Consider the following 22860-nt stretch of genomic DNA (forward strand, 5'->3'; position numbering starts at 1 on the left):
CTGGGCGGGCAAAGCAACCTTAGCCTAACTTAGCTTTGACGATGCGATTGACCATGGCCCCATCGGCTTGGCCTTTCACTTTTGGCATCAGGGTCTTCATGACCTTGCCAAAATCGCCTTTGCCGGTCGCGCCAACTTCGGCGATGGTTTCATCGACGAGTTTGGTCACTGCGGCTTCATCGAGTTGCGCTGGCAGATAAGCTTCGACGATTTTGATTTCGGCTTCCAGCGGCGTCACCAAATCCTCGCGGCCGGCTTTGCTGAATTCTTCCAAGCTCTCTTTGCGCTGCTTCAGCTCGGTGGAAAGCACTGCCTTTTCGTCTTCTGGCGTGAGGTCATGGCCCAAGTCAATCTGCTTGTTTTGCAAGGCAGATTTTAACATCCGCACCGTGCTCAAGGTTTGCTTGTCCTTGGCCTTCATTGCTGTTTTCATTTGTTCGTTCAATTGATCCAATACTGCCATGTTGATCTTCCTTTCTGACGCAAAAAACGCGCGCCACAATCGGCGCGCGCTTTGGCGAAAATTAGAACTTCTTGCGCTTGCGTGCAGCTTCAGATTTTAACTTCCGCTTAACGCTTGGCTTTTCGTAGAATTCCCGCTTCCGGTATTCGGCTAAAGTACCTGACTTGGATACGGTGCGCTTGAAGCGCCGAAGAGCATCATCGAGAGATTCGTTTTTCTTAACGACCGTCTTTGCCATATGATATCCCTCCCTCCGACACTTGTGTAACCATTGATAGATACCATCGCAAGTTCTTGTCTATTATATCTAAGTTGAAAAATCGCGTCAATACAGCATTTATCGAAATTGGCGATATTCTGTGATTTTTATCCCTGAAGGCCTAAGCTTTTTCTCATCCTCAGCTATGGTAAAATGAAAGCGAACGCATTGCAGTGAACAATCCCGCCCTGGGTTGGGGCGAAAGGTGGATGAACATGGCAGCAACGAATTACTATATTATCTCAGATTCAATCGGCGAAACCGGCCTCAAGCTGGCCCAAGCCGCCGCGGCGCAATTTGCCGATCAAAGTGCCCATTATCTACGCTTCCCGTTTGTGCATGATCAAACCAAACTGATGAGTACCTTAGATGCGGCCAAAAAAGACGATGGCATCGTGATTGCCACCCTGGTGACACCAGGCATGGCGCATGTCGCCAAAGAATACGCCGAGCAAATCAAGGTGCCGCTGATTGACGTGATGACGCCGATTCTCAAAGCCGTCAGTCAAGGCACCGGTGAAGCCCCCAGCGGCGTGGCTGGCGCGGTGCACGACCTTGACGAAAAATACTTCGATCGCATCTCCGCGATGGAATTCGCCGTCCTGTATGATGATGGCAAGGATCCCAAGGGTTTCCTGGAAGCTGACATCGTGCTCCTAGGCGTTTCGCGTACCAGCAAAACCCCACTGTCGCTGTTCCTCGCCAACCGCAATCTCAAAGTGGCAAACTTGCCGCTGGTGCCAAATGCGCACATTCCGGAAGAAATCTGGAAAGTCGATCCGAAGAAAATCGTCGGTCTGACCACCGATGCTTCAGTGCTCATGGAGTTCCGGCGCCAGCGCATGATTGCTTATGGTCTGGACCCAGACACCGCCTACTCGGCCCGCGGTCAGGTGAATGATGAATTGCAGTTCGCCGATGACCTCTATAAAAAGCTCGGCTGCATGGTGATCAACACCGCCCACCGTTCGATTGAAGAAACCGCGATGCTCATTCTCGAACACATGGGTCTCGATGAAGTCGACGATGCGGCTAAACAATAAACTCGAATCAAAAACTCAGGTCGTGATGACCTGAGTTTTTTTTGGCTTGGGTGATAGCCGCCACCTGCTCGAATTAACCGCGGATCCTGTCCAATTCAGCCTTGTAAGCCTTGGCCGTGGCGGTGACCCCTGCATAATCGCCTGTCTTGGCGGCAGCAGTTAAGTTGGACCCGGCGCCGACTAAGGTGACCCCAGCGGCGAACCATTCGGCCATGTTGTCCAGCGCAACCCCGCCAGTCGGCATGATCGACAGCTGTGGGAATGGTGCCTTGACAGCCTTGACCATGGCTGGATGCATCACAGCGCCTGGGAACAGCTTGACCAAATCACAGCCCGCTTCCAAAGCGCGCTGGATTTCCGTTGGCGTCATGCAACCAGGGGTGTAAGGAATGTTGTACAAGTTGCACATCTTCGCCACTTCAGCGTTGAAGGACGGGCTCACAATAAACGCTGCGCCAGCCGACAAGGCCAGCCGCGCCGTCACCGGATCAAGCACCGTGCCCGCCCCGATGATGACACTGGCGTCATCGCGATACTTTTGGGCCAATTCTTGAATGACGTTCGCCGCATTTGGCACCGTGAAGGTCAGCTCAATGGCAGTCACGCCCCCGGCAATCACCGCGTCACTTTGTTTCAACGCGCCTTCTGGGGTGTCATCACGAATCACCGCGACTACGCCGGCTTGCTTGAGGCGCAATAAGTTCTCAACTTTTTGCATGTTGAATAGTCTCCTTTAGTGTTCAATCAATTCCTAACAAGGCCATTGTACGCCTTTGCCGACATTTAGGAAACCGTTTGCCTAAAGAATATGTTACACTGATTTTAGACATAAAAGGCTTACATTTACCAGTAAGGAGTGATTGTCATGTCAACGATTTTAACAATGGGTGAAATGCTACTGCGGCTGAAGCCAGTGGATCATCAGCGCATTCTGCAGACGAATACCTTCGAGGCCAATTACGGCGGCGCCGAGGCCAATGTCGCGGTGTCTTTGGCCCAGCTCGGCGATGACGCAGCGGTGCTGACCAAGGTGCCGGCTAATCTGCTCGGGCAAAAAGCCCTTAATACGCTGCGCGAGTTTGGTGTTGAGACTAGCCGCGTGCTGCAAGGCGGATCGCGCCTCGGGATTTACTTTTTTGAAAAAGGGGCCTCAATTCGCAGCACCAATGTGGTTTATGATCGCGCCGGCAGCGCCTTTGCCTTGGCCGAAGCCAGCGAGTTTGACTGGCCCACCATTTTAACCGGAGTCGATTATTTCTACTTCTCCGGCATCACCCCAGCCCTATCGCCGGCTTTGGCCGCTGCCTTAGACGAGGCCTTGGCCTATTGCCACGCGCACGCCATCAAGGTCTGCCTAGACGCCAATTACCGCGGCAAGCTTTGGACCCCTGAGCAGGCACAACCGGTGATTGCCCGCTACATGCCGTTCGTTGATGTTCTGCTGGCCAATGATGAGGATTTCGAAGCCGCGCTTGGCATCAAGGCCTTTGATGGCGATATGAGCACCGGCATCGATCAGCTGCCGAGCTTCAAAACGGCGATGGTGCAGCTCGCGACCAAGTACCCCAACCTGCACACCATTGCCAGTGTGGTCCGCAATATTCATTCCGTCGAACAGCATGATTGCACCGCTTTGATGTGGCAAGCCGGTCAATTCTACCAAGGCCCGGTTTATCACATGCACGTGTTTGAAGGGGTGGCTTCTGGCGATGCCTTTGGCGCCGGGTTGCTCCATGCGCTGAAGCACGGCTTTGATCCGCAGGCCCAAATCGATTACGCCGACACCGCCAGTGCCATGAAGCTGACCATCAGCGGTGATTTGAATCTCGTGTCTGATGCCGATATTCGTGGTGCCATGGCCAACGCTGGTGGTGTGAACCGCTAACTGAAAGCAAATTGAACCCGGCTGCGCAATTAAGCGCGGTCGGGTTTTAGTTTAAAGTGAGGCGCGCAAATGCAGCGTGGCCGGTATTTCCGTCCGCGCTACCGGCACCGCTTCGCCGCTGATCAAAGCTACCAGCCTTTCGGCGACGGCGCGCCCGATTTGCTCCGGATGCTGATCAACTACCGATAGCGCCGGATTGGCCAGCTCCCCCCAGTTCCAATCATCATAGCCACATAAGCCGACTGCCGCGGGCACAGCAATGTCATGCGCTTGGAGCCAGCGCAAACTGGCCATCAGCAAGTCCCCATTCGCCGCAAAAATCGCCGGGTGATGCCCAGCATTGGCAGCTAGCCAAGGCTCGATGCCCGCCACGGTGCCATCCTTGCCCACTTCGAGCAAGCTAACGCTGGCCCCTGCGGTCTGGGCCGCGGCTTTAAACCCTTCATAGCGCTCAGCCCGGACCGAGGCGTCCTTAACGGGTTGGCTGATTACCAGCAGGTTCTGGTAGCCTTTTTTCACCGCGGCCTCAGCCAAGGTGGCGCTAGCGGTCTGGTCGTTGGAAGTGACGCAAGGAAACAAGAGCGGCGTCAGCACCCGGTCCACCAGCACCACCGGCAAGCCGGCCCGGCGCAGGAACTCATACTGACTGGCGGCTCCCCGCGCGGGTTGCAAGATAATGCCGTCGACATTAGAGGCCACGAGACTCGCTAAGGCCTGAGCTTCGGTGGCGGGGTCCTCACCGCCATCAGCGATCAAAATCTGATCACCATGGTCATGGGTGACCGCGGCGATTCCTTTAATCAGGAAAGTCGAGTAGACATTGGAGACATCCCCCACCACGACGCCAATTTGATGCGAGCGCTTCGAACGCAAGGCGCTGGCGTTGTGGTTGGGCACGTATCCCAATTCCGCAATCACCGCGGCAATGCGCTGCCGCGTGGCAGTTGACATCCGGTCGAATTGGCCGGTCAAATAGCGAGAAATCGTGGATTTAGACACCCCAGCTGCCGCCGCGACCTCATTGATGGTCGTTGTCATGATTAGGCCTCTTTCTCTGCTAGCGGCGTTGCGCCCAAAGCAACCAATTCGGCCGGCGCAAAGTGACCGGTTTTGAGCCAGTTGATTTCTGGGCCATACGGTGGCACCAGATGCTTGCGGTCTGAACCGACATACGGCGTTTCCAGAATCTTGGGAATGCCTTGCAATTGCGGGTGATGCGCAATGGCGTTGAGGCAGTCGAATCCTAACGTGCCAAAGCCGATATTGGTATGACGGTCTTTATGCGCGCCTTGCGGATTTTTGGAATCATTGAGGTGAATGAGCGCTAGTTTATGTAAACCAATCACGTGATCAAAGGTGTTTAACACCCCATCGAAGTCATCACGTACCGGATAGCCGGCGTCGCTCATGTGACAAGTATCCATCGTCACCATCACCTTATCCTGCAAATCAACCTGATCAATGATTGCCGCCAATTCTTCAAAGGTGCGGCCGATTTCGGTGCCTTTACCGGCCATGGTTTCCAAGGCAATGACCACGTGTTGGTCCGGGGTGAGAATTTCATTGAGGCCTTTGGCGATTTGGTTGATCGCCGCTGCCGGGCCAGCGCCAACATGCGCCCCGGGATGAAACGGCATCGCATACGCCTGCAAAGCCTCGGCGCGTTGCACTTCTTCCTTCATGAACTGTACCGCAAAGGGATAGTTCTCCGGCTTGACGGTGTTGCCAAGATTCACGATGTAAGGGGCGTGAATGACCGTGTGACTCAAGCCGGCTTCTTGCATCAGTTTTAAACCTTCTGGTATCCGCATGTCAGCCACTGCTTTGCGCCTAGTGTTCTGGGGCGCGCCGGTATAGAACTGCAAAGTCGTTGCCTTGTAGCTTTGGGCCTCTGCCACGGCTCCTACCAGCATTTTGGTGCCTTTCATGCTCACATTTGCTCCGATTAACATGGCTTGTCCTCCAAAAAAAGCCGGGTCACCCCGGCACATTCATTAGTCTGTCTTTGGTTCGTAGAAATGCCCCATGATTTTCACCGACTCGGTAATCGAGACAAACGCATAAGGATCACTGCGTTTCATTGCATCTTGCAGGTCATAGATTTCTGCCCGCGAAATGATGGTGAAGAGAATGGTTTTTTCTTCGTGGTGGAACGCCCCTTCAGCATCATGCACAATTGTGATCCCGCGGCGCAGGGTGTTTTGAATTTCGTTGACCACGGCTTTTTGTTGATCAGTGACAATCATCACCTGGAGGCGCTGCTGACGCGTGTACATGGAATCCATCACCCGGCCGTTGATGAAAATCGCCAGCGCGGAGTACAACGCGTGGGGCCAGTCATTGACAAAACCCGCCAGAAACACAATCACGATGTTGACCGCGATGTTCACGGTCCCAATCGTAGTCCCGGTTTTCTTCCGCCAAACGATTCCGATGATATCGAGCCCGCCAGTGGAGATGTTATTCCGCAGCGCAAAGCCAGTACCGAGGCCATTGATCACTGCGCCGAAAATCCCACACACAATCGGATCGGTGGTCAGCGGCTTCACCACGCCCAGCAAGCGAATCATAATCGTGGAAAAAATAACGGCCAAAAAAGTAAAGACAGTGAACCGGTGCCCAATTTGCCGCCATGCAATCACAAACAGTGGCACGTTCAGCAGGAAAAGTAAGGTCCCAGTCGAGAAAATATCGGTGGTGCCGAGACGGCCAAAAGGCGTGGTCAGCTGAAAATTGAACCATTTGCGGATGACGGTGGCCACCAGCTGGGCAGCCCCGGTGACCCCGCTGGCGAAAACCCCACCTGGTTCCCAGAACATATTCAAAGCCAAGGCGACACAAATACTGTAGAAGAAGGCTGCGGTGAACCGACTCCAGTTTTGGTGCCGTCTGATCAGCCGATCAATTTCTTGCATAACGTGATCCTTTCCCTGTGTTAGTGCATTAAGTATACCACGCCGCCAAGCCGCAGCGCAGGGAATCCTTGAGGCTGCCGGGCAAGGCGGCTTCCGCGGGGAGGGGCTGGAACGTGGTGGCCAGCGCTTTGAGCCTCGCGCTGCGAGTCTCGAAGTCGCGGCTTGTTCTAGGCCAGCCAAATACGCTGACCAAGAACAATTTCACCACTGAGCCCCTCCCCGCTCCAGCCACCCTGTCCTACAATGGTCGTCATCAGTTCCGCCTGGCCTCTGGTAGCAAATTGGGAGATAAAAAGACAACAAAGAAGCCACGTCACCGTCGCTCCTTTGTATCTCTGATCTGGCCCTATTTGGCCCAGTGCTGGGCTTTGAACTGTTCACGGCCGCCTTGTTCTTCCATGGCATAGCGCCACGGATTCTTGCGGTAGAAATCTTGGTGATAGTCTTCAGCCGGATAAAAGGGTTGGGCCGGTTCAATCTTAGTCACAATGGGATCGCTAAAGCGGCCGCTGGCGGCTAACTTCGCTTTCGAGGCTTCCGCAGTCGCTTTTTCCGCCTCAGTTTGGTAGAAAATTACCGGCCGATAGCTGTCGCCGCGGTCCTGAAATTGACCCATCGCATCGGTGGGGTCGGTTTGTTGCCAGTAGATTTCAACCAGGTCGGCATAACTGATCACGGCGGGGTCATAGGTTATTTCCACGGCTTCGGTGTGCCCGGTGGTGTGGCTGGCCACTTGTTCATAGGTGGGATTAGCCACATGGCCGCCGGTATAGCCCGAGACGACCTTGATAATCCCAGGCTGCTGATCAAATGGGTGCACCATGCACCAGAAACAGCCGCCGGCAAAAATTGCTGTTGCTTCTGCCATGGTTACGCCTCCTCAAAGAGCTGGCGATACTGACCGTAGCCGGCTTGTTCCAGTTGCTGCAGCGGGACAAAGCGAAGCGCCGCGCCATTGATACAATAGCGCAAACCTCCCTTATCAGTTGGCCCGTCAGTAAAAACATGCCCTAGATGAGAATTAGCCTGCCCGCTGCGAACCTCGGTGCGTTCCATAAAGAAGCTCGTGTCCCGCTTTTCGTTCAACTTAACAATGGACTTCGTGAAAGACGGCCAGCCGCAGCCGGCGTCATACTTGTCTTGTGAAGAAAACAGCGGCTCGCCGGAGACAATGTCAACATAGATGCCGGGTTCATAAAAATCATCATACTCACTGGAAAATGGCCGCTCAGTGGCGGCTTCCTGCGTGACGCGATACTGCTCAGGCGTCAGGCGCTTTTTCAAATCATCCTGCTTGTCAGTCATTGTCATCACCTCGCGTTCAGTATACCTGCTTTGAATTAGATTGTCAGCAATTAAATAGTTAACGTCTTTTGCGGCCGATGGTAACAAAAAAGAGCAAGCGCTATGCTTGCCCTTTGCACCGGCTTATTCGGTGAGGTCTTGATCTTCCGCATGAGCGGCGTCAGGATCCACGTTAGCCCGCACTTCGATGCCAAGGTCACTGAGCTGCTGATCAGCCACCGGCGTTGGCGCACTGGTCATCGGTTCAGACGCCTTGGAGTTCTTTGGGAAGGCCATGACGTCGCGAATGTTGTCGCGGCCCAGTAGCAACATCACGAAACGATCCAAGCCGAACGCCAAGCCGCCATGCGGTGGGAAGCCATAGTCCAGGGCGTCCAGTAGGAAACCAAAGGACTTTTGCGCCCGCTCTGGCGTGAAGCCCAGGGCCTTCAGCATTTTCTCTTGGATCTCGCGGCTGTGAATACGAATTGAGCCGCCGCCTAATTCATCCCCGTTCATGATGATGTCATAAGACTGGGCATGGGCGCTGTGCGGATCGGTATCCAGCAAGTGCACGTCTTCCTCGTTCGGCATGGTGAAAGGATGGTGCGCTGGGACCCAGCGTTCAATGCCTTCGTCATATTCGAACAAGGGCCAGTTAACGACCCAGCAGAAATTGTACTGGGACTCATCGACCAGGCCCAGATCATGGCCGAAGTGCAGGCGCAGGTAGCCCAGACTTGCGGCCACCACCGCCGGCTGATCAGCAACAAACAAAAGCAAGTCGCCGGCACTCGCGTTCAGGGCGTTGGTCAATTCAGCACCATCACCGAAGAATTTGGCAATCGGACCAGCAATCCCATCGGCAGTGACTTTCAGCCAGGCCAGGCCTTTAGCGCCGAACCGTTTGATGTAGTCTTGCTGTTCGTCGATCTTCTTGCGGGAGTACTTTTCCGCCCCCCCAGGCACGACAATCGCGCGGACCTGACCATCGTTGGCCACGGCATTGGCAAAGACTTTGAAGTCAGAGTCCTTCACGAGGTCGGAAATATCCTGGATGAACATGTCAAAGCGCATATCTGGCCGGTCAGAGCCGTAGCGGTCCATGGCATCTTGCCACTCAATGCGTGGAAATGGCAGTTTGACATCGATGCCTTTAACATCTTTCATCACCCGAGCAATCAGGCCTTCCGTAAGGTCTTGAATTTCCTGCTGATCAAGAAAGCTGGTTTCCATATCGATTTGGGTGAATTCTGGCTGCCGGTCGCCACGTAAATCTTCATCCCGGTAGCAACGCGCAATTTGATAATACCGGTCGAACCCGGCGCCCATCAGCAGCTGCTTGAACAGCTGTGGGGATTGCGGCAAAGCATAGAAACTGCCCGGATAAACACGAGACGGCACCAAGTAGTCGCGGGCGCCTTCTGGGGTGCTGGCCGTCAAGGTTGGCGTTTCAATGTTCAAGAAGCCCTGGTCGTCGAAGTAGTGGTGCACGGACTTGAGGACCTGACTGCGGGTGATGATGGCTTCCTGCATTTCCGGCCGGCGCAGGTCCAAATAACGATACTTGAGCTTGGTTTCCTCAGTAGCATTAACGCCATCAGCAATATCAAATGGCGGGGTCTTGGCTTGATTCAAAATCTTCGCGGTTTGAATCTCGACTTCGATTTCTCCGGTTTTCATCTCGGGATTGACGGCTTCCGGCGCCCGCGCAGTCACGGTACCGGTGGCTTCAATTACATATTCGCTCCGCATGGTGTTGGCCACGTTCAGCGCGTCCTCCCCGAACTCTTGGGAGAACACCAGCTGCACGATGCCGGCGCGGTCGCGTAAATCAACGAAAATCAGGTTACCTAACGAGCGGCGCTTTTGCACCCACCCTTTTAAAGTCACGGTTTGGCCCAAGTTCGCCTTGGTGACCTCGCCTGCATAAAGTGTTCGTTTAGTCATGTGCTTCCTCCAATTTTGCCACCTGGTTCAAAAAGTCAGCTTCCAGCGCGGCTTGCGCCAGGGCTTCTTGATTACCCGACTGCATATTTTTGACTTGAACGGTGCCATTGGCCAGTTCGCTTTCCCCAATGGTGAGCACGTATTGCGCATTTGCTTTGTTGGCAGACTTGAACTGCGCCTTGGCTTTGCGCTCTAAGAAATCCATATCGACGGCGAGCCCTTGCTGCCGCAAGGCGTGAGCCAAATGCAGCGCGGCGCCTTTGCCGGCTTCATCAATGGTGACGATGTAGGCTGGCAAGCTGGTCGTGGCGGTTTGCCCTTGCATCAACAGCATCGCGCGTTCAACGCCCATCCCGAAGCCGATGCCTGGGGTTTCGGGGCCGCCTAATTCTTCTACGAGGCCGTTGTAGCGGCCGCCGCCAAGAATGGTCGTATAACCGCCGCCGAACACGGCGTCATCGCTCATCACTTCAAAAATCGTGTGGTTGTAGTAATCCAAGCCGCGCACCATGTCCGGATCGATTTCAAAGCTGATGCCCAGTGCTGTCAGATCCGCTTGGACCGCTGCGAACCGCTCGGCGGCGGCTGGCGTGAGGTAGTCGATCAGCTTCGGCGCATCGGCCACAATGGCCTGATCGCCGCGGTCTTTGCTATCCAAAATCCGCAATGGATTCTTCTCGAGCCGAACTTTGGAATCTTCAGACAGCTGGTCTTTGAATGGGGTCAGGTAAGCGATCAACGCCGCATGATAAGCCTGGCGCGATTCTGGGTCGCCCAAAGTGTTAATGGCAAACTTCAAGTGCTTGGCGCCTAACGCCTCAAGTAAATCCTTAGCCAGCGCAATGACTTCGGCATCCAGCGCCGGACTATCGCCGCCAAAGGCTTCAACGCCGATTTGGTGGAATTCGCGCTGCCGGCCACTTTGCGGCCGTTCGTAGCGGTACATCGGCCCCATGTAGTAAACCTTGTAGGGCTTGGTATATTCTGGGCCGTACAATTTGTTTTCAACATAGGCCCGCACCACCCCGGCCGTGCCTTCTGGGCGGAGCGCCATTTGCCGGCCACCCTTGTCTTCAAAGGTGTACATTTCCTTAGACACAACATCTGAGGTTTCGCCTGAAGACCGGGCGAAGACGTCATAATTTTCGAATAATGGCGTGCGAATTTCTTGGTAACGATAGCGGGTCAAAATATCGCGGGCGGTTTGTTCCACTTTTTGCCAGAGTTCGCTTTGCCCAGGCAAAATATCCGCGGTGCCTTTTGGTCGTTGATAACTCATAATTTCCTCCTTTTAACGCCGAACTGAATAAAAAAACACCCCTCGTCAATGACGAAGGGTGCGGACACGGTACCACCTTGTGTTTAACTTAGCCATAACGGTGGCAACCGGAGCTCGTTCAGCCTCAGAAGTGTCTTTTCGATCGGTCCCGGCTTTCACCATCTCCGGGTCGCTTCAAGTGATCTATCCTGCTTCGTCATCGGCGCGTTTATTTAGTCTCAGCGTACGTTGTTTACCCGCAGATGTCAACGCCCGCCTTGAAAATTCCTTGAAAAAGAACGCAAACGCAGGCCCTGTTTGGTATAATCAGCCTAGTGAGGAAACCGAGGGGATGACGCTTTGCAGTTCAAACAACTTAAACGCTGGCCGTTGATTGCGGTGTTTGCGGCTTTGATTGGGGTCTCCGCCGCCACCACGACGGTACTGGCCGCCAGCAACACCATTACCGTGCGGGCCAACCTGCTGAATGTGCGGCTGGGGCCAGGTCTGGCCTACAGTGTGATGGGTCAGGTGCAAAATGGGACCAAACTGACCGTCATCAAACAGCAGAACTCATGGGACCAGGTGCGCCTCGCCGGCAATAAAATCGGCTGGGTCGCCTCCTGGCTGGTGGATCAAAACGAAGCCACTACCACCACTGCCAAGCTCGCCACCGCCAAGCGCACCACCAACGTGCGGCAATACGCCACCACTGACGCCAAGATTTTAGGCACCGTGAATGCCGGCCGTCAGCTCAAGGTCATTTACCAGGAAGGGCACTGGACGCAGGTCGCCTACGACAATACGGCGGCGTGGGTCGCCACCAGTAACATCACGCTGAGTGGCAATACCGTCGCGCTCGCCCAGCCGAAACAGGTCAGCACCACGGTGAAGCCGCAAACCACCACGGTCGCCGCCGTTAAGGTGACCACCACAGCCAGCGTCAACCTGCGCCAGGCTGGCGGGTTAAATGCCCCGATTGTCGCCAAACTGGCGAAAGGCACCACCCTCACCGTGCTTGACCAATCCAGCGATTGGTACAAGGTGCAAACTGCCGCTGGTAAAACCGGTTATGTCGCAAGTTGGACCGTCACCACTCCTGGAACGAAAGCCACCAAGGCGGCCACCAACTTAAGCGAAGCAACGATTGTCTTGGATCCTGGCCATGGCGGTGCTGATAGCGGCGCCTTGTCGACCACCAATAAGTACGAAAAGACCTACACGCTGGAAATGGCCAAGGCGATTGGCTCAGCCTTGCAAGCGCAAGGGGCAAATGTCATTTACACCCGCAGCACCGACACCTTCGTCGACTTAGCCCCACGGCCAGCCATGGCGACCAAGGCCCATGCCGATGCGTTCATCTCTATTCATTTTGACTCCAGTGCCAACGCCAATGAGGCTTCCGGGTTTACCACCTACTACTACAACTCCAAGAAAGACCTGGCCTTAGCGAAAGCCCTGAATCAGGCCTTCAGTAGCAACCTGCCGCTGACCAACCGCGGCTATCAATACGGCAACTTCGAAGTCATCCGTAACAACAGTCAACCTGCAGTACTGTGTGAAATGGGCTACATCAATGATGACAAAGACTTCGCCCAAATCAAATCGCAGAATTATCAGCAGCAAGTCGCCAGCGATGTTGTGCAAGGCCTAACCGCCTACTTCAAGGCTGGCAATCACCAATAAGCACCAGCTGCAAAGCCAAACGCCCTGCCAAACCTAACATCAGGTTTGACAGGGCGTTTGTTTTAGGAATGAAACAGCGGCAACAATTCATCCAGTTGCTCAATTTGAACCTCAGCCATGGGCGCATCATTCAGGCCGTCAACATTGAAATAAACCCCTTTGACCCCGGCCCGCTGCCCGGCAATCACGTCAAGTTTGCGATCGCCAATCATCGCGGTGCGCTGCGGGTTGAGTTGATGGACTTTCACCAGGTAATTGATAGCGGCCGGGTCTGGCTTCCGCGGGAAAGTCAACGCGGCGGTCACCCCACCGATAAACGCCTCATCTAGCCCTGCTTGGTGCAACAAGGCCCAGGCGGAGTTGTCGCGATGGGTCATCAGGAGGTTGTTACCACCAGCGGCTTGAATGGCCTTGACCACCGCCGCCGCTTGCGGATAAGGATTAGCGGTCATCACCGTTTGGGCCTCCAGCGCATGGTATTCAGCCAACAAGGTTTCGGCTGAGACGTTCAGCCGCGGTGCGATTTCGCCCACCGTGGCTTTGATGGAGCCCCGCTTAATTTGCGTCAAAAGCGCAGCGGTATCGATTTTGGCGCCGTGATGCTCAAGTGTCGCCACTAAAGCGCTCAGCATTTCTGGATAGGTATCATAAAGGGTCCCATCCAAATCCCAAATCGCGTTCACTAACATGCGCCGGCCTCGGTATCATAAAGTACCGTGACCGGGCCATCGTTGACCAAACTGACCTGCATATCCGCGCCGAATTCGCCGTGTTGCACCGGAATACCGGTTGCGGCCATCGCCTTCAGGAAGAACTGGTACAACGAATTGGCCAGTGCCGGCGCCGCGGCATTGGTGAAACCAGGCCGATTGCCATGACTAACATCGGCATACAACGTGAATTGCGACACCACTAACACACTGCCCCCGACAGCTTTCAGGTCCAGATTCATTTTGCCAGCGGCGTCGCTAAATACGCGTAGCTTGCTGATTTTCGTCACTAGCCGGGTCGCCTCCGCCTCAGTATCTTGCGGGCCGACGCCCAGCAAAATCATAAAGCCTCGGTCGATGGCGCCGTTAATTTGCCCGTCGATGGTGACACTGGCTGAACTGACGCGCTGCACCACTGCTCGCATAATTGCTCCTTTGCTTAACCTTGGGACCGTTTCACTTCGTAAATATCAGGAATGTTCTTGATGGCATCCATCATGTGTTCCAGACTCGCCAAGTTCGGAATGCCAACAGTGACATGAATGTCGGCCATTTTATCATGGTCAACCCGGCCGTTAACGTTGGTTAAATTCTTGGTCTGGGCGTTCAAGGTCTGCAGGACATCGTTTAACAAGCCACTGCGGTTATAGCCGTAGATTTCGATATCCGTATCAAACAACTGACTTTGATCATTCAAATTCTGCCAGGACACATCAATCAGCCGCCCGGCCATGGCTGGGGAAGCATCGATGTTCGGGCAATCCGCGCGGTGAATCGTCACCCCGCGGCCCTTGGTGACATAGCCGACAATCGGATCCCCAGGAACAGGGTTGCAGCACTTCGCCAGATGCACCAGTAGATTGTCGACGCCTTCGATGACGACGCCTTCTTCCGTGCGGGAAACCGGCTTTTTCTCTTTGGACACCGTGGTGACTTTTTGGTTATTGGCCAAAATTGCAGCTTCTTTGGCCTTCTTGTCGGCATCTGCCTTCTCGCGCCGCGAGCGGTCCGTGAGCCGATTGGCAATCACTTTGGAGCCATATTCGCCGTAACCAATGGCTGAGAGCAACTCGTCTTCAGTGGCGAAGTTGAGGCGCTTGAGCAAGTCCACCATGTCAGGTTTGTTGCCCATGTAGTCTTTCGGCGTGTAGCCCATTTCCTGCAAGGTGTGCTCCAAGGCTTCGCGACCTTTTTCGCTGTTTTCGCCTTTATCCACCTGCTTGAAATAGCGGCGAATCTTGTTGCGAGAACGTGAGGTGAACACCAGGTTGACCCAGTCGCGGCTTGGCTTGGAGTTGCTGTTGGTCAGCATCTCAACAATGTCGCCATTTTTGAGCTGATAGTTCAGCGGCACGATTTTGCCGTTGACCTTGGCGCCGACACTGTGATTACCCACTTCGGTGTGCACCATGTAGGCAAAATCCAGTGGCACCGAGCCTTTAGGCAGCTCATACACGTCACCTTGCGGGGTGAAGACGTACACGCGATCGGTAAAGATATCGCCTTTGACGCTTTCCATGAAGTCCTGGGCATCGGAAGTTTCATCCTGAATTTCCAAGATTTCACGGAACATATCGATTTGTTTGCCGGCTTTGTCGTATTGCACTTCGGAAGTTTGACCTTCCTTGTAGGCCCAGTGCGCCGCGACCCCGAATTCAGCGATATGGTGCATTTCTTCGGTGCGAATCTGAACTTCCAGCGGCTTGCCCATCGGCCCGATTACCGTGGTGTGCAGGGATTGGTAGCCATTGGCTTTCGGCATGGCAATGTAATCCTTGAACCGCCCTGGCATCGGTTTCCATTGGGTGTGAATCACGCCCAGTACCGCATAACAGTCCTTGATGTTCTGGGTGATCACGCGCACAGCCAACAGGTCATAGAGTTCATCGAATTGCTTATGCTTGTCGCGCATTTTCTTGTAAATCGAGTAGATGTGCTTCGGCCGTCCGTAGATTTCGTAGTGCATGTTCAAATCCGCCAGCGCCTTTTTGATATCGGTGATGGCATTGGCAATGTAAGCTTCGCGCTCGGTGCGCTTGGACTTCATCAGCTGGGCGATTCGGTAGTACTGCTGCGGGTTCAAGTAGCGCAGCGACAAATCTTCTAGTTCCCACTTGATGGTGCTGATCCCTAAGCGATCGGCTAGCGGCGCATAAATTTCGAGCGTTTCATTGGCAATGCGGCGCTGCTTATCCGGCCGCAGGTGCATCAAGGTGCGCATGTTATGCAACCGATCGGCCAATTTGACCAGGATCACGCGCATGTCCTTAGCCATCGCCAGCAGCATTTTACGGTGGTTTTCCGCCAGCTCATCTTTATGCGCGACATAAGTGACCTTGCTTAACTTGGTCAGGCCGTCAACAATGACCGCCGTTTCCTTGCCAAAGACTTCCTGAATGTCGCCGAGGGTGATGTTCGTGTCCTCAACCACATCGTGCAGGTAGCCACTGGCCACGGTGACGGGATCCATTTTCAGTTCGGCCAAAATGCCCGCAACTTGAATGGGATGAATGATATACGGTTCGCCAGATTTACGGCGTTGGTCTTTGTGGACGTAAGCCGCAAAATCATAAGCCTTTTTGACGAAGGCTTGGTGCTCTTCGTTCATATACTTGGCGCACATCGCCATCACTTGGTCTTGGGTTAATTCTGGTTCTTCAGCCATTGCAAAATCCCCCTTTACACCGCTCACCGGACTCAGTCGGCAGCAAGCGGCGGATACAATAAAAGCACGTCGAAACGTGCCTTGAGTTCGTGTTTCTACAGCTGGGCGGTCGCTACTCGCGGGTCAAAGTGAGCATGGTCAGGACCCAGTAGATTGGGGCAAACCAGTAGCCATAATCCGCAAAACGCACCCACACCATCAAAGCAAAGAGCAGCGGCAGCCACAAGCTATGCCACCAGCCCAAATGGTACTTGGCGATGGTGCGGCCAATGTAGATGGCCAAGGTCACATTGATCAGAATCCAAAGCAGCGTCACCCGCAGCGCCACATGCACATGGAGCAAGGTAAAGCCCCAAGGCAATATAAGCGTGGTCAAAATACTGAGTAAAATAATGCGGCCCGATGCGGACATCAGCCAAGACTTAAATTTGGTCATTCTGATTCTCCCTGCAATTCAGTAAGTGCCGACACCGCACTGAGAAGGTACAGCGGTGCCGTTTCGGTTCGCAAAATTCGCGGGCCGAGGCCAGCAGTGGTAAACCCACTGGCCGTTAACGTTGCAATTTCGGCTGGGCTCAGGCCACCTTCCGGACCGAACACACATAGTAGCGTATCTGGCCGGGTGCTGAGTGCCTGCACCAAGGCGGCCGCCTCACCGGCCTTGCCGCTTTCTTCGTAAGCGACCAGTTCGGCATCGGCAGTCAATTGCGTTATTTCGTTTAATGTTACCACATCTACGGCCGGGACAAAACACCGGTGGCTCTGTTCTGCGGCGCCTTGGGCAATCGCCGCGAGCCGCGCGAGCTTTTTGCTGACGCGCGGGGCTTGCCATTTGGCGGTCGCCCATTGGCTGTTGAAGAAACTAATATGCATGGCGCCAAGCTCGGTGGCTTTTTGGACAATCAGTTCCGCCTTATCGCCTTTGGGCACGCCGCACAACAGATGGACCGCCACCGGCAGCTCCACCCGCCGCGTGATGGGCTGGTCGACCTGCACCGTGAGCGGCGCGACGCTCATAATCGTGGCGACAAAAGCTTGATGGTCGACGCTGACCACTTCGATTTGGGCCCCTTCCTGCAGGCGCAGCACCTGAATAGCATGTTTTTGCACGCTGGCTGGTAAAGTGGCCGTGGCGCCCTGGGTCAGCGGCTGGTTGGTAAAGAAGCGGTTCATGCGTCGGCCTCCTCAGCGTGCCCGGCCACAATAGCGACCCAATCGCCTTCCTGCCATTCACTACGGACCTTGAAGCCATTAGCCGCTAAAGTGGCCTTGATTGCGGCCGCCTTTTCGCGGTAAATGCCTGAGAGTAAGAAGCTGCCATGCGGCTTTAAGCGGCTGGCTACTTGCGGAATCAATGGCGTCAGCACGTTGGCCAAAATATTGGCCGCCACCAAGTCGACAGGCTGCTCAATGCCGGTCAGCAGGTCATTGGCTATTACGTCAATCTGATCATCGGGATTAAGCGCCAAATTGGCCTCAGCATTGGCCACCGCCACCTCATCAACATCAGTCGCCAGCACATGGGCCACGCCGAGGCGCCGCGCTGCTACGGCTAAAATGCCTGAGCCAGTGCCGACATCAATCATGGTTTCGCCGCCGCGAATGACGGCCTCCAGTAGCCGTAGCATCAGCGCCGTGGTAGGATGGCTGCCAGTGCCAAAGGCCATATCGGGATCCAGCTTGATCACCTGCTCGCCATCCTGCTGCGGGGTGTAATCGAGCCACGCCGGCACAATCGTCAGATAACGGGTGATCCGCAGGGGATGGTAATACTTTTTCCAGGCGTTGGCCCAGTCAGCTTGAGCGATGTTAACGACACTAATCTTGCCGCTGCCCTTGGCGAGCCCGAAACTTGGCAGCTGGTCCACTTCGGCCTGCAGGCGAGTCATCAGTTCACTAGGATGCAAACTGCTGGCAAAGTAGCCTTTCACCGCCGCGCCGGTGGTACGATGCGGCACGCTGTCCGGATCAAACCACACGCCGGTTTTGCTTTGACTGCCACGCTGAAAGTCGGCGGCGTCTTCAATTTGTATCCCCGCCGCCCCAGCCTCAATTAAAAAGTTAGAAACGGCTTCTACCGCCTCGCTACTTGTTTCGACTGCGAGTTCAAACCAGTCGTCCATAAGCGCCTCCAATCAGTACTTGGGATACGGCAAGAACACATGCTGGTTCGCTGCCGGCTGAGCGGCAATGGCAGCCTGGAACTTCGCCTGGTCGAACTGCAACTCAAAGGTTTCGTCCGCTGAGGTGCCATCAACAAAATCCATCAAATCGGACTGGCCATCGTCTAGGAGGGTTTGGAGATAGTCGAACAACCCATCAACCGTCGCTTGGGCAATGCCTTGTTTGCCTTGGAAACCAATCACGGCCAGATAGTTATCCTGGTAATCTTCGCCCTTCAGGCGGGTAGCATCATACAGCAAAATCGCATCAGAGTAATCAATTTCCCCTTCATCGATGGTTTCGCCGTCTTGGTCCTCTACTTCAAAACCAGCTGCCGCATCCACGGTCATGGTCAGCTCCACTTCAAAAACGCGCGCTTCTTTGTCCCAGTTCAAATCCAAATCGCCATCAAAATCCAAGGCATCCATTTTGTCGCCTACATAATCGAGCATGTTTTGAGTGGTCATGTGTGTTTCCTCCATTTTTCGTTGCGACGCAGTAGGCGCCACCGATTTTCGCCATCAAGGTCTGATTGCGAGCTTTATGCTTACTATAAACTACAAGCGGTAGAAGGAAAAGTGGCATCGGCGATTACGGCGCGTATAATGGACGATAAGGAGTGAAAGACATTGGAAGAAAAAACGATTCGCGCCTTGGTCGCTAACGCCGCTGATCAAGTCGTAGCCGCGCAGTTCACCGAACCGCAAATTGAGGCGCGCGCGGCGGCTTGGCAAAAAGCGGCGCCTGACGCCGACCTGGCGCAAACCACCACTTACTTACTCAACGAAAACCGCGCGTTTATTGAAGCGGTTTTGACCACTGTGATTTCAGATCTCATTGCAAAGGAGTCCCCTCATGACATTCGGTAAACACGCCCATTTCAAGGCTGACAAGCATAACGCGTACTTTGAACTCGATTCCGCCCATGATTTGATCAAAGTCCACCGCCCGCATTTTGGCCACAAAATCATCCCTTCGACCATTATCCGCGGCTATCGCCTGACCATGGATGATCACGTCATTGTCGCTTCTGACGGTAGCAAGCCTGCCTTAATCGATAACAACCTGCTGTCAGACGCTCACATCATGGGGGTGTTGACCCCAGGCACCGAGGAGATTTATCACCTGAACCTGGAGCTGGAAACCACCCAAGGTCCAATTGTCATCAAGTACATCAATACCCGGGTTCAAATCGGCACGCTGGTGTATAGCGTAGCGCTGTTGGATGCCAACAAGGCCCTGCAGGAACTCGATCAGCTCCCAGCCACCAAGCGCGCGGCAGATTTAACCGGCAGCGCGGAATAGAATGCCTTAACGCAAAAGACGACCTCGTTTCGAGATCGTCTTTTTTGCACCTTAATTCAGCGTTTGAACACCCGGCCCATCTTAGCCAAATCATCATCAGATAAGGCCCGCAAGGCCCACAGAATGCCGTATTTCACGCCCAACGCAATGATCAAAAATCCCAATCCCAAGGCAATCAAATAGTAAATTAACCCAAAAGCTGTACCCATCATGATATTTTCCTCCTCAATCAACTGGTGCGAGCTTACCCCTGTTCCTGCTGAATCAGCGCTAACTGTTTCAGCCCGGCCTCGACCGCTTGCCGCGAGTAATTGGCATCGGCTAGCGCTTCATCACTCAGCGCATTCAGGCGCTCAAAATACCACGCCCCCAGCGCCATAAAATCCTTTTCCGCCATGGCATAGCGCTGACTGAAGAAAAAGCGGGTGGCTTCAGGCAGTTGTTTAACCGTTAAAAACTGCTCCAAGCGCTCCTGCCCAGGAAAAACCCGCGCATCAGTTTGCGGGAAGACGATTTCGTTGCCGGGATTACCACCAGCCTTGCCGAGCATATAGCCCAGTCCTTGGGCGAAGGATTTAATTTGCCGCAGTAGCACATCATTTTCTTCTTGCATCAGTTTGTGCCTCCAATCAGGAATACCCGTCAGCAATGCTTTGATGCCTCATTTGGTTGTAGTATAAGCGGTTTCAAGCCTGGCCGCAATTCATTTCCGCTGCGGGGCGTGCGGATCACCCGGCACGATTAGGCAGTCGTTGATCTGAGCCGCAATCAAAAACCGAGCACATCGGCTCGGTTGGATGACGCTATTTAAGTTTCGCCTGGACGGCACTTGGAATGTTGCCAAGACTGATTGGATTCGGTCCTTTAACCACACGCTTTTGGGAAATCTCAGCGGTCACATAAGAACCTGGGGCCAACGGGGTTGGGTTGGCGGATTCAGCACTGTCAAAGCCGAGATGCCTGGTGGTACCATCTTTCAATACAAAGTCAAATTCGTACTCATAATAGTAATACTGTTTGCCGTTGACCTTATAGTTTTTGCCATCGCTAGTTTTGGAGTTCTTTTTCACCGCTTCACCGACTTTTGCATACGCCGTTTGGCTTTGGTAAGTTTCGTGCCAATACTTGTAGCCAAACCAACCGCCAGCAATGACAATCAGCACAGCGACAATCCCTAGAATCTTCTTCATTTTTTGTCCTCCCCAGGATGTTTTGACTGGTCAGAATGTGGCCGTTTGAAGGCCGCCTGCAGCTTGGCAAACTTGCTCGGATCTTTTTCCCGTGCTACCTTCACCATTTTGGCAAAATCATAGGCTTGGGGCTCGTCATTACCGCTTGGCTGTTTGGATTTATGAAACCAGCTCATCGCTGTCCCTCCATTTCGGATTCCTGCATTGGCCGATGATAGCTAATCAGCAGCCAAACTGCCACCAGTTGCACGACGGCGATGAACAGGCTGTAATTTGGAATCAGCGGATAAGCCACGAACGCCCACACGCAGATAAGGTGAGCAATCATCAGTTGCGGTCGGCGCATCGCTTTGAGGTAGGCCAACCCATGCAGCAATACGCCGATGATACTCAGCCACCACCAGTGCGGTTCCCACTGCATCATCTGTTCCCCGACTGCGGGAAAACTAAAGCCGCTGCGGAAACTCAAGAGGCTGGCATAAGCAAGCACGCCAAGCGTAAATAGCGCGTACAAAAAACTGTATAATCCGATCATCTTCACTAAAGATGTTTTCAAGGCCTGTCATTCCTTCTAGTCAGAATAGTATCAGTATACCTAGTCCCCAGGCAAAAAGAAAAGCGCGGAAACAGATTTGCAAAAATCTCAACATTTGCTATACTGAAAAGCGTTCTAAAAACCATTAACCACATGGAGAGTTGGCAGAGTGGTAATGCAACGGACTCGAAATCCGTCGAACCGGCTAATACCGGCGCACGAGTTCGAATCTCGTACTCTCCTTTCGTATCACTTTGTTGCTTTCCTTTGAACCCCTGAAACGCCGATTTAAAGGCATTTCGGGGTTTTTGTTTTCCGCTGTTTTCTGTTGTTGTTAAAACTTGAGTGCACATTGAGTGCACAAGCCGTGCTCGCTAACCCAGTGAGGTGCCTGCGCTACGTTGTGCGAAAAAATAACGTGTGCACAAAAAAACGGGGCTGAATAATCAGTCCCGCTTTTTGTATCCCGGCCACCTCCTCGTCCGCACGCTTTCTTAATCGCTATAACCTCGCGTAAAGATCTGTTAAGAACCTCGAGTTCATGAACATTGGATACTGCTTGAGATCGGGCGTCTTTTCGTAATCAATACCGTGTAGAGCACGAAAGCCAACCTTTTGATAAAACGGCACCGCTTCATTCAATGCAAATAGCACGACTCCCGAAAAGCCAATCCCGTGGTCAATATATGCCTCAGCCATATTTTTCAAAAAATTAGTCATCATTAGAGTGCCAAAGCCTTGTCGCTGATAATGCCAATCAATAGCGAAATAGCTCAAATCAACGGCCGGAAGGTCAATTACATCGCCCTGTGTCATAGAATCAAGCTCTGCGTCGGTCAAAATTCGTTCTGCTTTCAACGGCGCGAAATCAGGGGCTTCCAGACGAAAAGTGCGGACAGAAGAAGTATAGAACCCAACAAGCTTGCTACCATTAACCATCAAGGATGTCTGGGACCGTAGTTCATCATCAGCAAGTTTTGCATTATTCAATAAAAATTCATCAACCACCGGAACCTGGCTACTAAAGCCAGCCAAGTCGAAGATTGATGACAATAAAGGGTAAATATCAAGCTGGTAGTTACGGGAATTCAATTACCTATCTCCAAATCGATGACTTGTGATGTTAGCCTTCGGTGCCGACCTTAGGAACTTCGCAACTGTCTGAACTGACGCTTCATACTTAGCGTCTCTTGCAGGGCGGATAATTCTCAACGCCCGTTTTAGAGAGTCTTGATCCTTAAAGCGCAATACACTGTTTACGTCCATTTCAGCCATAGGTAATCCACCCCTTTCTTAGATTATTGTATCACGCGTAGTGTCAAGCCTGTGGATAAGTGGCTCGAAAAAGCTTCCGTTACGTTGACACGTAGGCCTTTTTCAGTATTTCGCGATAGCCGCCATTTCTAGCAAAAGCCTGATATATCGCGTTTCTTCGCTTTTCAAATTATTTACAGTTATCCACAAGAAAAAAGAGGCTCTGTGTCAAATGGTGTTGATTAATAGTTTTTATCTTTTGAAAGGTCCACTCTTCGGAGTGGATTTTTTGTTA

Annotated in this window: 28 protein-coding genes and 1 tRNA gene; 6 read left to right on the forward strand and 23 right to left on the reverse strand. The window is 53.4% G+C overall.

The genetic code is table 11. The features are described 5' to 3' along the window. Nucleotides 1–19: 19 nt before the first annotated feature. Both JUF11_RS06970 and rpsU read right to left on the reverse strand, forming a co-directional pair. The gene (locus JUF11_RS06970) at nt 20–463 is read right to left on the reverse strand and encodes a GatB/YqeY domain-containing protein (RefSeq protein ID WP_204118948.1); all 444 of its coding nucleotides are present in this window, start codon (nt 461–463) and stop codon (nt 20–22) included. A 61-nt stretch (nt 464–524) separates the two neighbouring features. Beyond that, nucleotides 525–701 (reverse strand): 30S ribosomal protein S21, encoded by a 177-nt coding sequence (gene rpsU, locus JUF11_RS06975; RefSeq protein WP_054661478.1) that lies wholly within the window; start codon nt 699–701, stop codon nt 525–527. 236 nt (nt 702–937) lie between these two features. Here rpsU and JUF11_RS06980 point away from each other — a divergent pair, with 236 nt between their 5' ends. Then, nucleotides 938–1765 (forward strand): pyruvate, water dikinase regulatory protein, encoded by an 828-nt coding sequence (locus JUF11_RS06980; protein WP_204118949.1) that lies wholly within the window; start codon nt 938–940, stop codon nt 1763–1765. A gap of 73 nt (nt 1766–1838) precedes the next feature. On the opposite strand, the gene JUF11_RS06985 is transcribed toward JUF11_RS06980, so the two are convergent. Then, the gene (locus JUF11_RS06985) at nt 1839–2483 is read right to left on the reverse strand and encodes a bifunctional 4-hydroxy-2-oxoglutarate aldolase/2-dehydro-3-deoxy-phosphogluconate aldolase (RefSeq protein ID WP_204118950.1); all 645 of its coding nucleotides are present in this window, start codon (nt 2481–2483) and stop codon (nt 1839–1841) included. A 147-nt stretch (nt 2484–2630) separates the two neighbouring features. Here JUF11_RS06985 and JUF11_RS06990 point away from each other — a divergent pair, with 147 nt between their 5' ends. Next, nucleotides 2631–3650, forward strand: coding sequence for a sugar kinase (locus JUF11_RS06990; RefSeq protein ID WP_204118951.1), 1020 nt, complete (start codon nt 2631–2633; stop codon nt 3648–3650). Between the two features lie 51 nt (nt 3651–3701). On the opposite strand, the gene JUF11_RS06995 is transcribed toward JUF11_RS06990, so the two are convergent. From JUF11_RS06995 to hisS, 7 genes are all read right to left on the reverse strand, one after another. Further along, a complete protein-coding gene (locus tag JUF11_RS06995) occupies nt 3702–4688 on the reverse strand; it encodes a LacI family DNA-binding transcriptional regulator (protein ID WP_204118952.1) in 987 nt (328 codons plus the stop codon). Nucleotides 4689–4690: 2 nt separating this feature from the next. Then, the gene (locus JUF11_RS07000; RefSeq protein ID WP_204118953.1) at nt 4691–5602 is read right to left on the reverse strand and encodes a deoxyribonuclease IV; all 912 of its coding nucleotides are present in this window, start codon (nt 5600–5602) and stop codon (nt 4691–4693) included. Between the two features lie 42 nt (nt 5603–5644). Then, entirely contained in the window at nt 5645–6565 is a 921-nt protein-coding gene (locus tag JUF11_RS07005; protein ID WP_125579086.1) for a YitT family protein, read from the reverse strand. Nucleotides 6566–6911: 346 nt separating this feature from the next. After that, the gene (msrA, locus tag JUF11_RS07010; protein ID WP_204118954.1) at nt 6912–7433 is read right to left on the reverse strand and encodes a peptide-methionine (S)-S-oxide reductase MsrA; all 522 of its coding nucleotides are present in this window, start codon (nt 7431–7433) and stop codon (nt 6912–6914) included. Nucleotides 7434–7435: 2 nt separating this feature from the next. Continuing rightward, on the reverse strand, nt 7436–7870 hold the full coding sequence (gene msrB / locus JUF11_RS07015; protein ID WP_204118955.1) for a peptide-methionine (R)-S-oxide reductase MsrB: 435 nt from the start codon (nt 7868–7870) through the stop codon (nt 7436–7438). A gap of 123 nt (nt 7871–7993) precedes the next feature. After that, the gene (aspS, locus tag JUF11_RS07020) at nt 7994–9799 is read right to left on the reverse strand and encodes an aspartate--tRNA ligase (RefSeq protein ID WP_204118956.1); all 1806 of its coding nucleotides are present in this window, start codon (nt 9797–9799) and stop codon (nt 7994–7996) included. Continuing rightward, nucleotides 9792–11078 (reverse strand): histidine--tRNA ligase, encoded by a 1287-nt coding sequence (gene hisS, locus JUF11_RS07025; RefSeq protein ID WP_204118957.1) that lies wholly within the window; start codon nt 11076–11078, stop codon nt 9792–9794. The genes aspS and hisS overlap by 8 nt, the downstream gene beginning before the upstream one ends. Nucleotides 11079–11417: 339 nt before the next feature. Between hisS and JUF11_RS07030 the strand changes: the two genes are divergently transcribed. Further along, entirely contained in the window at nt 11418–12743 is a 1326-nt protein-coding gene (locus JUF11_RS07030; protein ID WP_204118958.1) for an N-acetylmuramoyl-L-alanine amidase family protein, read from the forward strand. 62 nt (nt 12744–12805) lie between these two features. On the opposite strand, the gene JUF11_RS07035 is transcribed toward JUF11_RS07030, so the two are convergent. The 7 genes from JUF11_RS07035 to JUF11_RS07065 form a co-directional block, all read right to left on the reverse strand. Further along, nucleotides 12806–13432: an HAD hydrolase-like protein gene (locus JUF11_RS07035; RefSeq protein WP_204118959.1), complete on the reverse strand. Its 627-nt coding sequence runs from the start codon at nt 13430–13432 to the stop codon at nt 12806–12808. After that, complete coding sequence (dtd, locus tag JUF11_RS07040) at nt 13426–13878, reverse strand: D-aminoacyl-tRNA deacylase (protein ID WP_204118960.1); 453 nt, start codon at nt 13876–13878, stop codon at nt 13426–13428. Before dtd ends, JUF11_RS07035 begins: the two co-directional genes overlap by 7 nt. 14 nt (nt 13879–13892) lie before the next feature. Continuing rightward, entirely contained in the window at nt 13893–16118 is a 2226-nt protein-coding gene (locus JUF11_RS07045) for a RelA/SpoT family protein (protein WP_204118961.1), read from the reverse strand. A gap of 112 nt (nt 16119–16230) precedes the next feature. Next, nucleotides 16231–16554, reverse strand: coding sequence for a hypothetical protein (locus tag JUF11_RS07050; protein WP_204118962.1), 324 nt, complete (start codon nt 16552–16554; stop codon nt 16231–16233). Beyond that, on the reverse strand, nt 16551–17291 hold the full coding sequence (locus JUF11_RS07055; protein WP_204118963.1) for an RsmE family RNA methyltransferase: 741 nt from the start codon (nt 17289–17291) through the stop codon (nt 16551–16553). Before JUF11_RS07055 ends, JUF11_RS07050 begins: the two co-directional genes overlap by 4 nt. Beyond that, nucleotides 17288–18241, reverse strand: coding sequence for a 50S ribosomal protein L11 methyltransferase (prmA, locus tag JUF11_RS07060; RefSeq protein WP_204118964.1), 954 nt, complete (start codon nt 18239–18241; stop codon nt 17288–17290). The genes JUF11_RS07055 and prmA overlap by 4 nt, the downstream gene beginning before the upstream one ends. A gap of 12 nt (nt 18242–18253) precedes the next feature. Continuing rightward, complete coding sequence (locus JUF11_RS07065) at nt 18254–18748, reverse strand: DUF3013 family protein (RefSeq protein ID WP_204118965.1); 495 nt, start codon at nt 18746–18748, stop codon at nt 18254–18256. Between the two features lie 162 nt (nt 18749–18910). On the opposite strand from JUF11_RS07065, the gene JUF11_RS07070 reads away from it, so the two are divergent. Continuing rightward, on the forward strand, nt 18911–19150 hold the full coding sequence (locus JUF11_RS07070; RefSeq protein WP_204118966.1) for a hypothetical protein: 240 nt from the start codon (nt 18911–18913) through the stop codon (nt 19148–19150). Continuing rightward, nucleotides 19137–19586, forward strand: coding sequence for a hypothetical protein (locus JUF11_RS07075; RefSeq protein ID WP_125579110.1), 450 nt, complete (start codon nt 19137–19139; stop codon nt 19584–19586). The genes JUF11_RS07070 and JUF11_RS07075 overlap by 14 nt, the downstream gene beginning before the upstream one ends. Nucleotides 19587–19642: 56 nt before the next feature. Here JUF11_RS07075 and JUF11_RS07080 read toward each other — a convergent pair whose 3' ends face one another. From JUF11_RS07080 to JUF11_RS07100, 5 genes are all read right to left on the reverse strand, one after another. After that, entirely contained in the window at nt 19643–19798 is a 156-nt protein-coding gene (locus tag JUF11_RS07080; RefSeq protein WP_204118967.1) for a hypothetical protein, read from the reverse strand. A 32-nt stretch (nt 19799–19830) separates the two neighbouring features. Then, nucleotides 19831–20199 carry a DUF6483 family protein gene (locus JUF11_RS07085; RefSeq protein ID WP_204118968.1) on the reverse strand — a complete coding sequence of 123 codons (369 nt, stop codon included), beginning with the start codon at nt 20197–20199 and terminating at the stop codon, nt 19831–19833. A gap of 190 nt (nt 20200–20389) precedes the next feature. Next, nucleotides 20390–20776: a DUF1093 domain-containing protein gene (locus JUF11_RS07090; RefSeq protein ID WP_204118969.1), complete on the reverse strand. Its 387-nt coding sequence runs from the start codon at nt 20774–20776 to the stop codon at nt 20390–20392. Then, nucleotides 20773–20952, reverse strand: coding sequence for a hypothetical protein (locus tag JUF11_RS07095; protein ID WP_204118970.1), 180 nt, complete (start codon nt 20950–20952; stop codon nt 20773–20775). Before JUF11_RS07095 ends, JUF11_RS07090 begins: the two co-directional genes overlap by 4 nt. Next, complete coding sequence (locus JUF11_RS07100; RefSeq protein WP_204118971.1) at nt 20949–21332, reverse strand: hypothetical protein; 384 nt, start codon at nt 21330–21332, stop codon at nt 20949–20951. Before JUF11_RS07100 ends, JUF11_RS07095 begins: the two co-directional genes overlap by 4 nt. Nucleotides 21333–21466: 134 nt before the next feature. Between JUF11_RS07100 and JUF11_RS07105 the strand changes: the two genes are divergently transcribed. After that, nucleotides 21467–21554: transfer RNA gene (locus tag JUF11_RS07105), tRNA-Ser, on the forward strand. Between the two features lie 258 nt (nt 21555–21812). Here the strand turns inward: JUF11_RS07105 and JUF11_RS07110 are convergent. Beyond that, nucleotides 21813–22403 carry a GNAT family N-acetyltransferase gene (locus JUF11_RS07110; RefSeq protein ID WP_204118972.1) on the reverse strand — a complete coding sequence of 197 codons (591 nt, stop codon included), beginning with the start codon at nt 22401–22403 and terminating at the stop codon, nt 21813–21815. Nucleotides 22404–22860 lie beyond the last annotated feature (457 nt).

The sequence above is a fragment of the Lacticaseibacillus suilingensis genome (assembly GCF_016861845.1).
Lineage (GTDB): Bacteria > Bacillota > Bacilli > Lactobacillales > Lactobacillaceae > Lacticaseibacillus > Lacticaseibacillus suilingensis.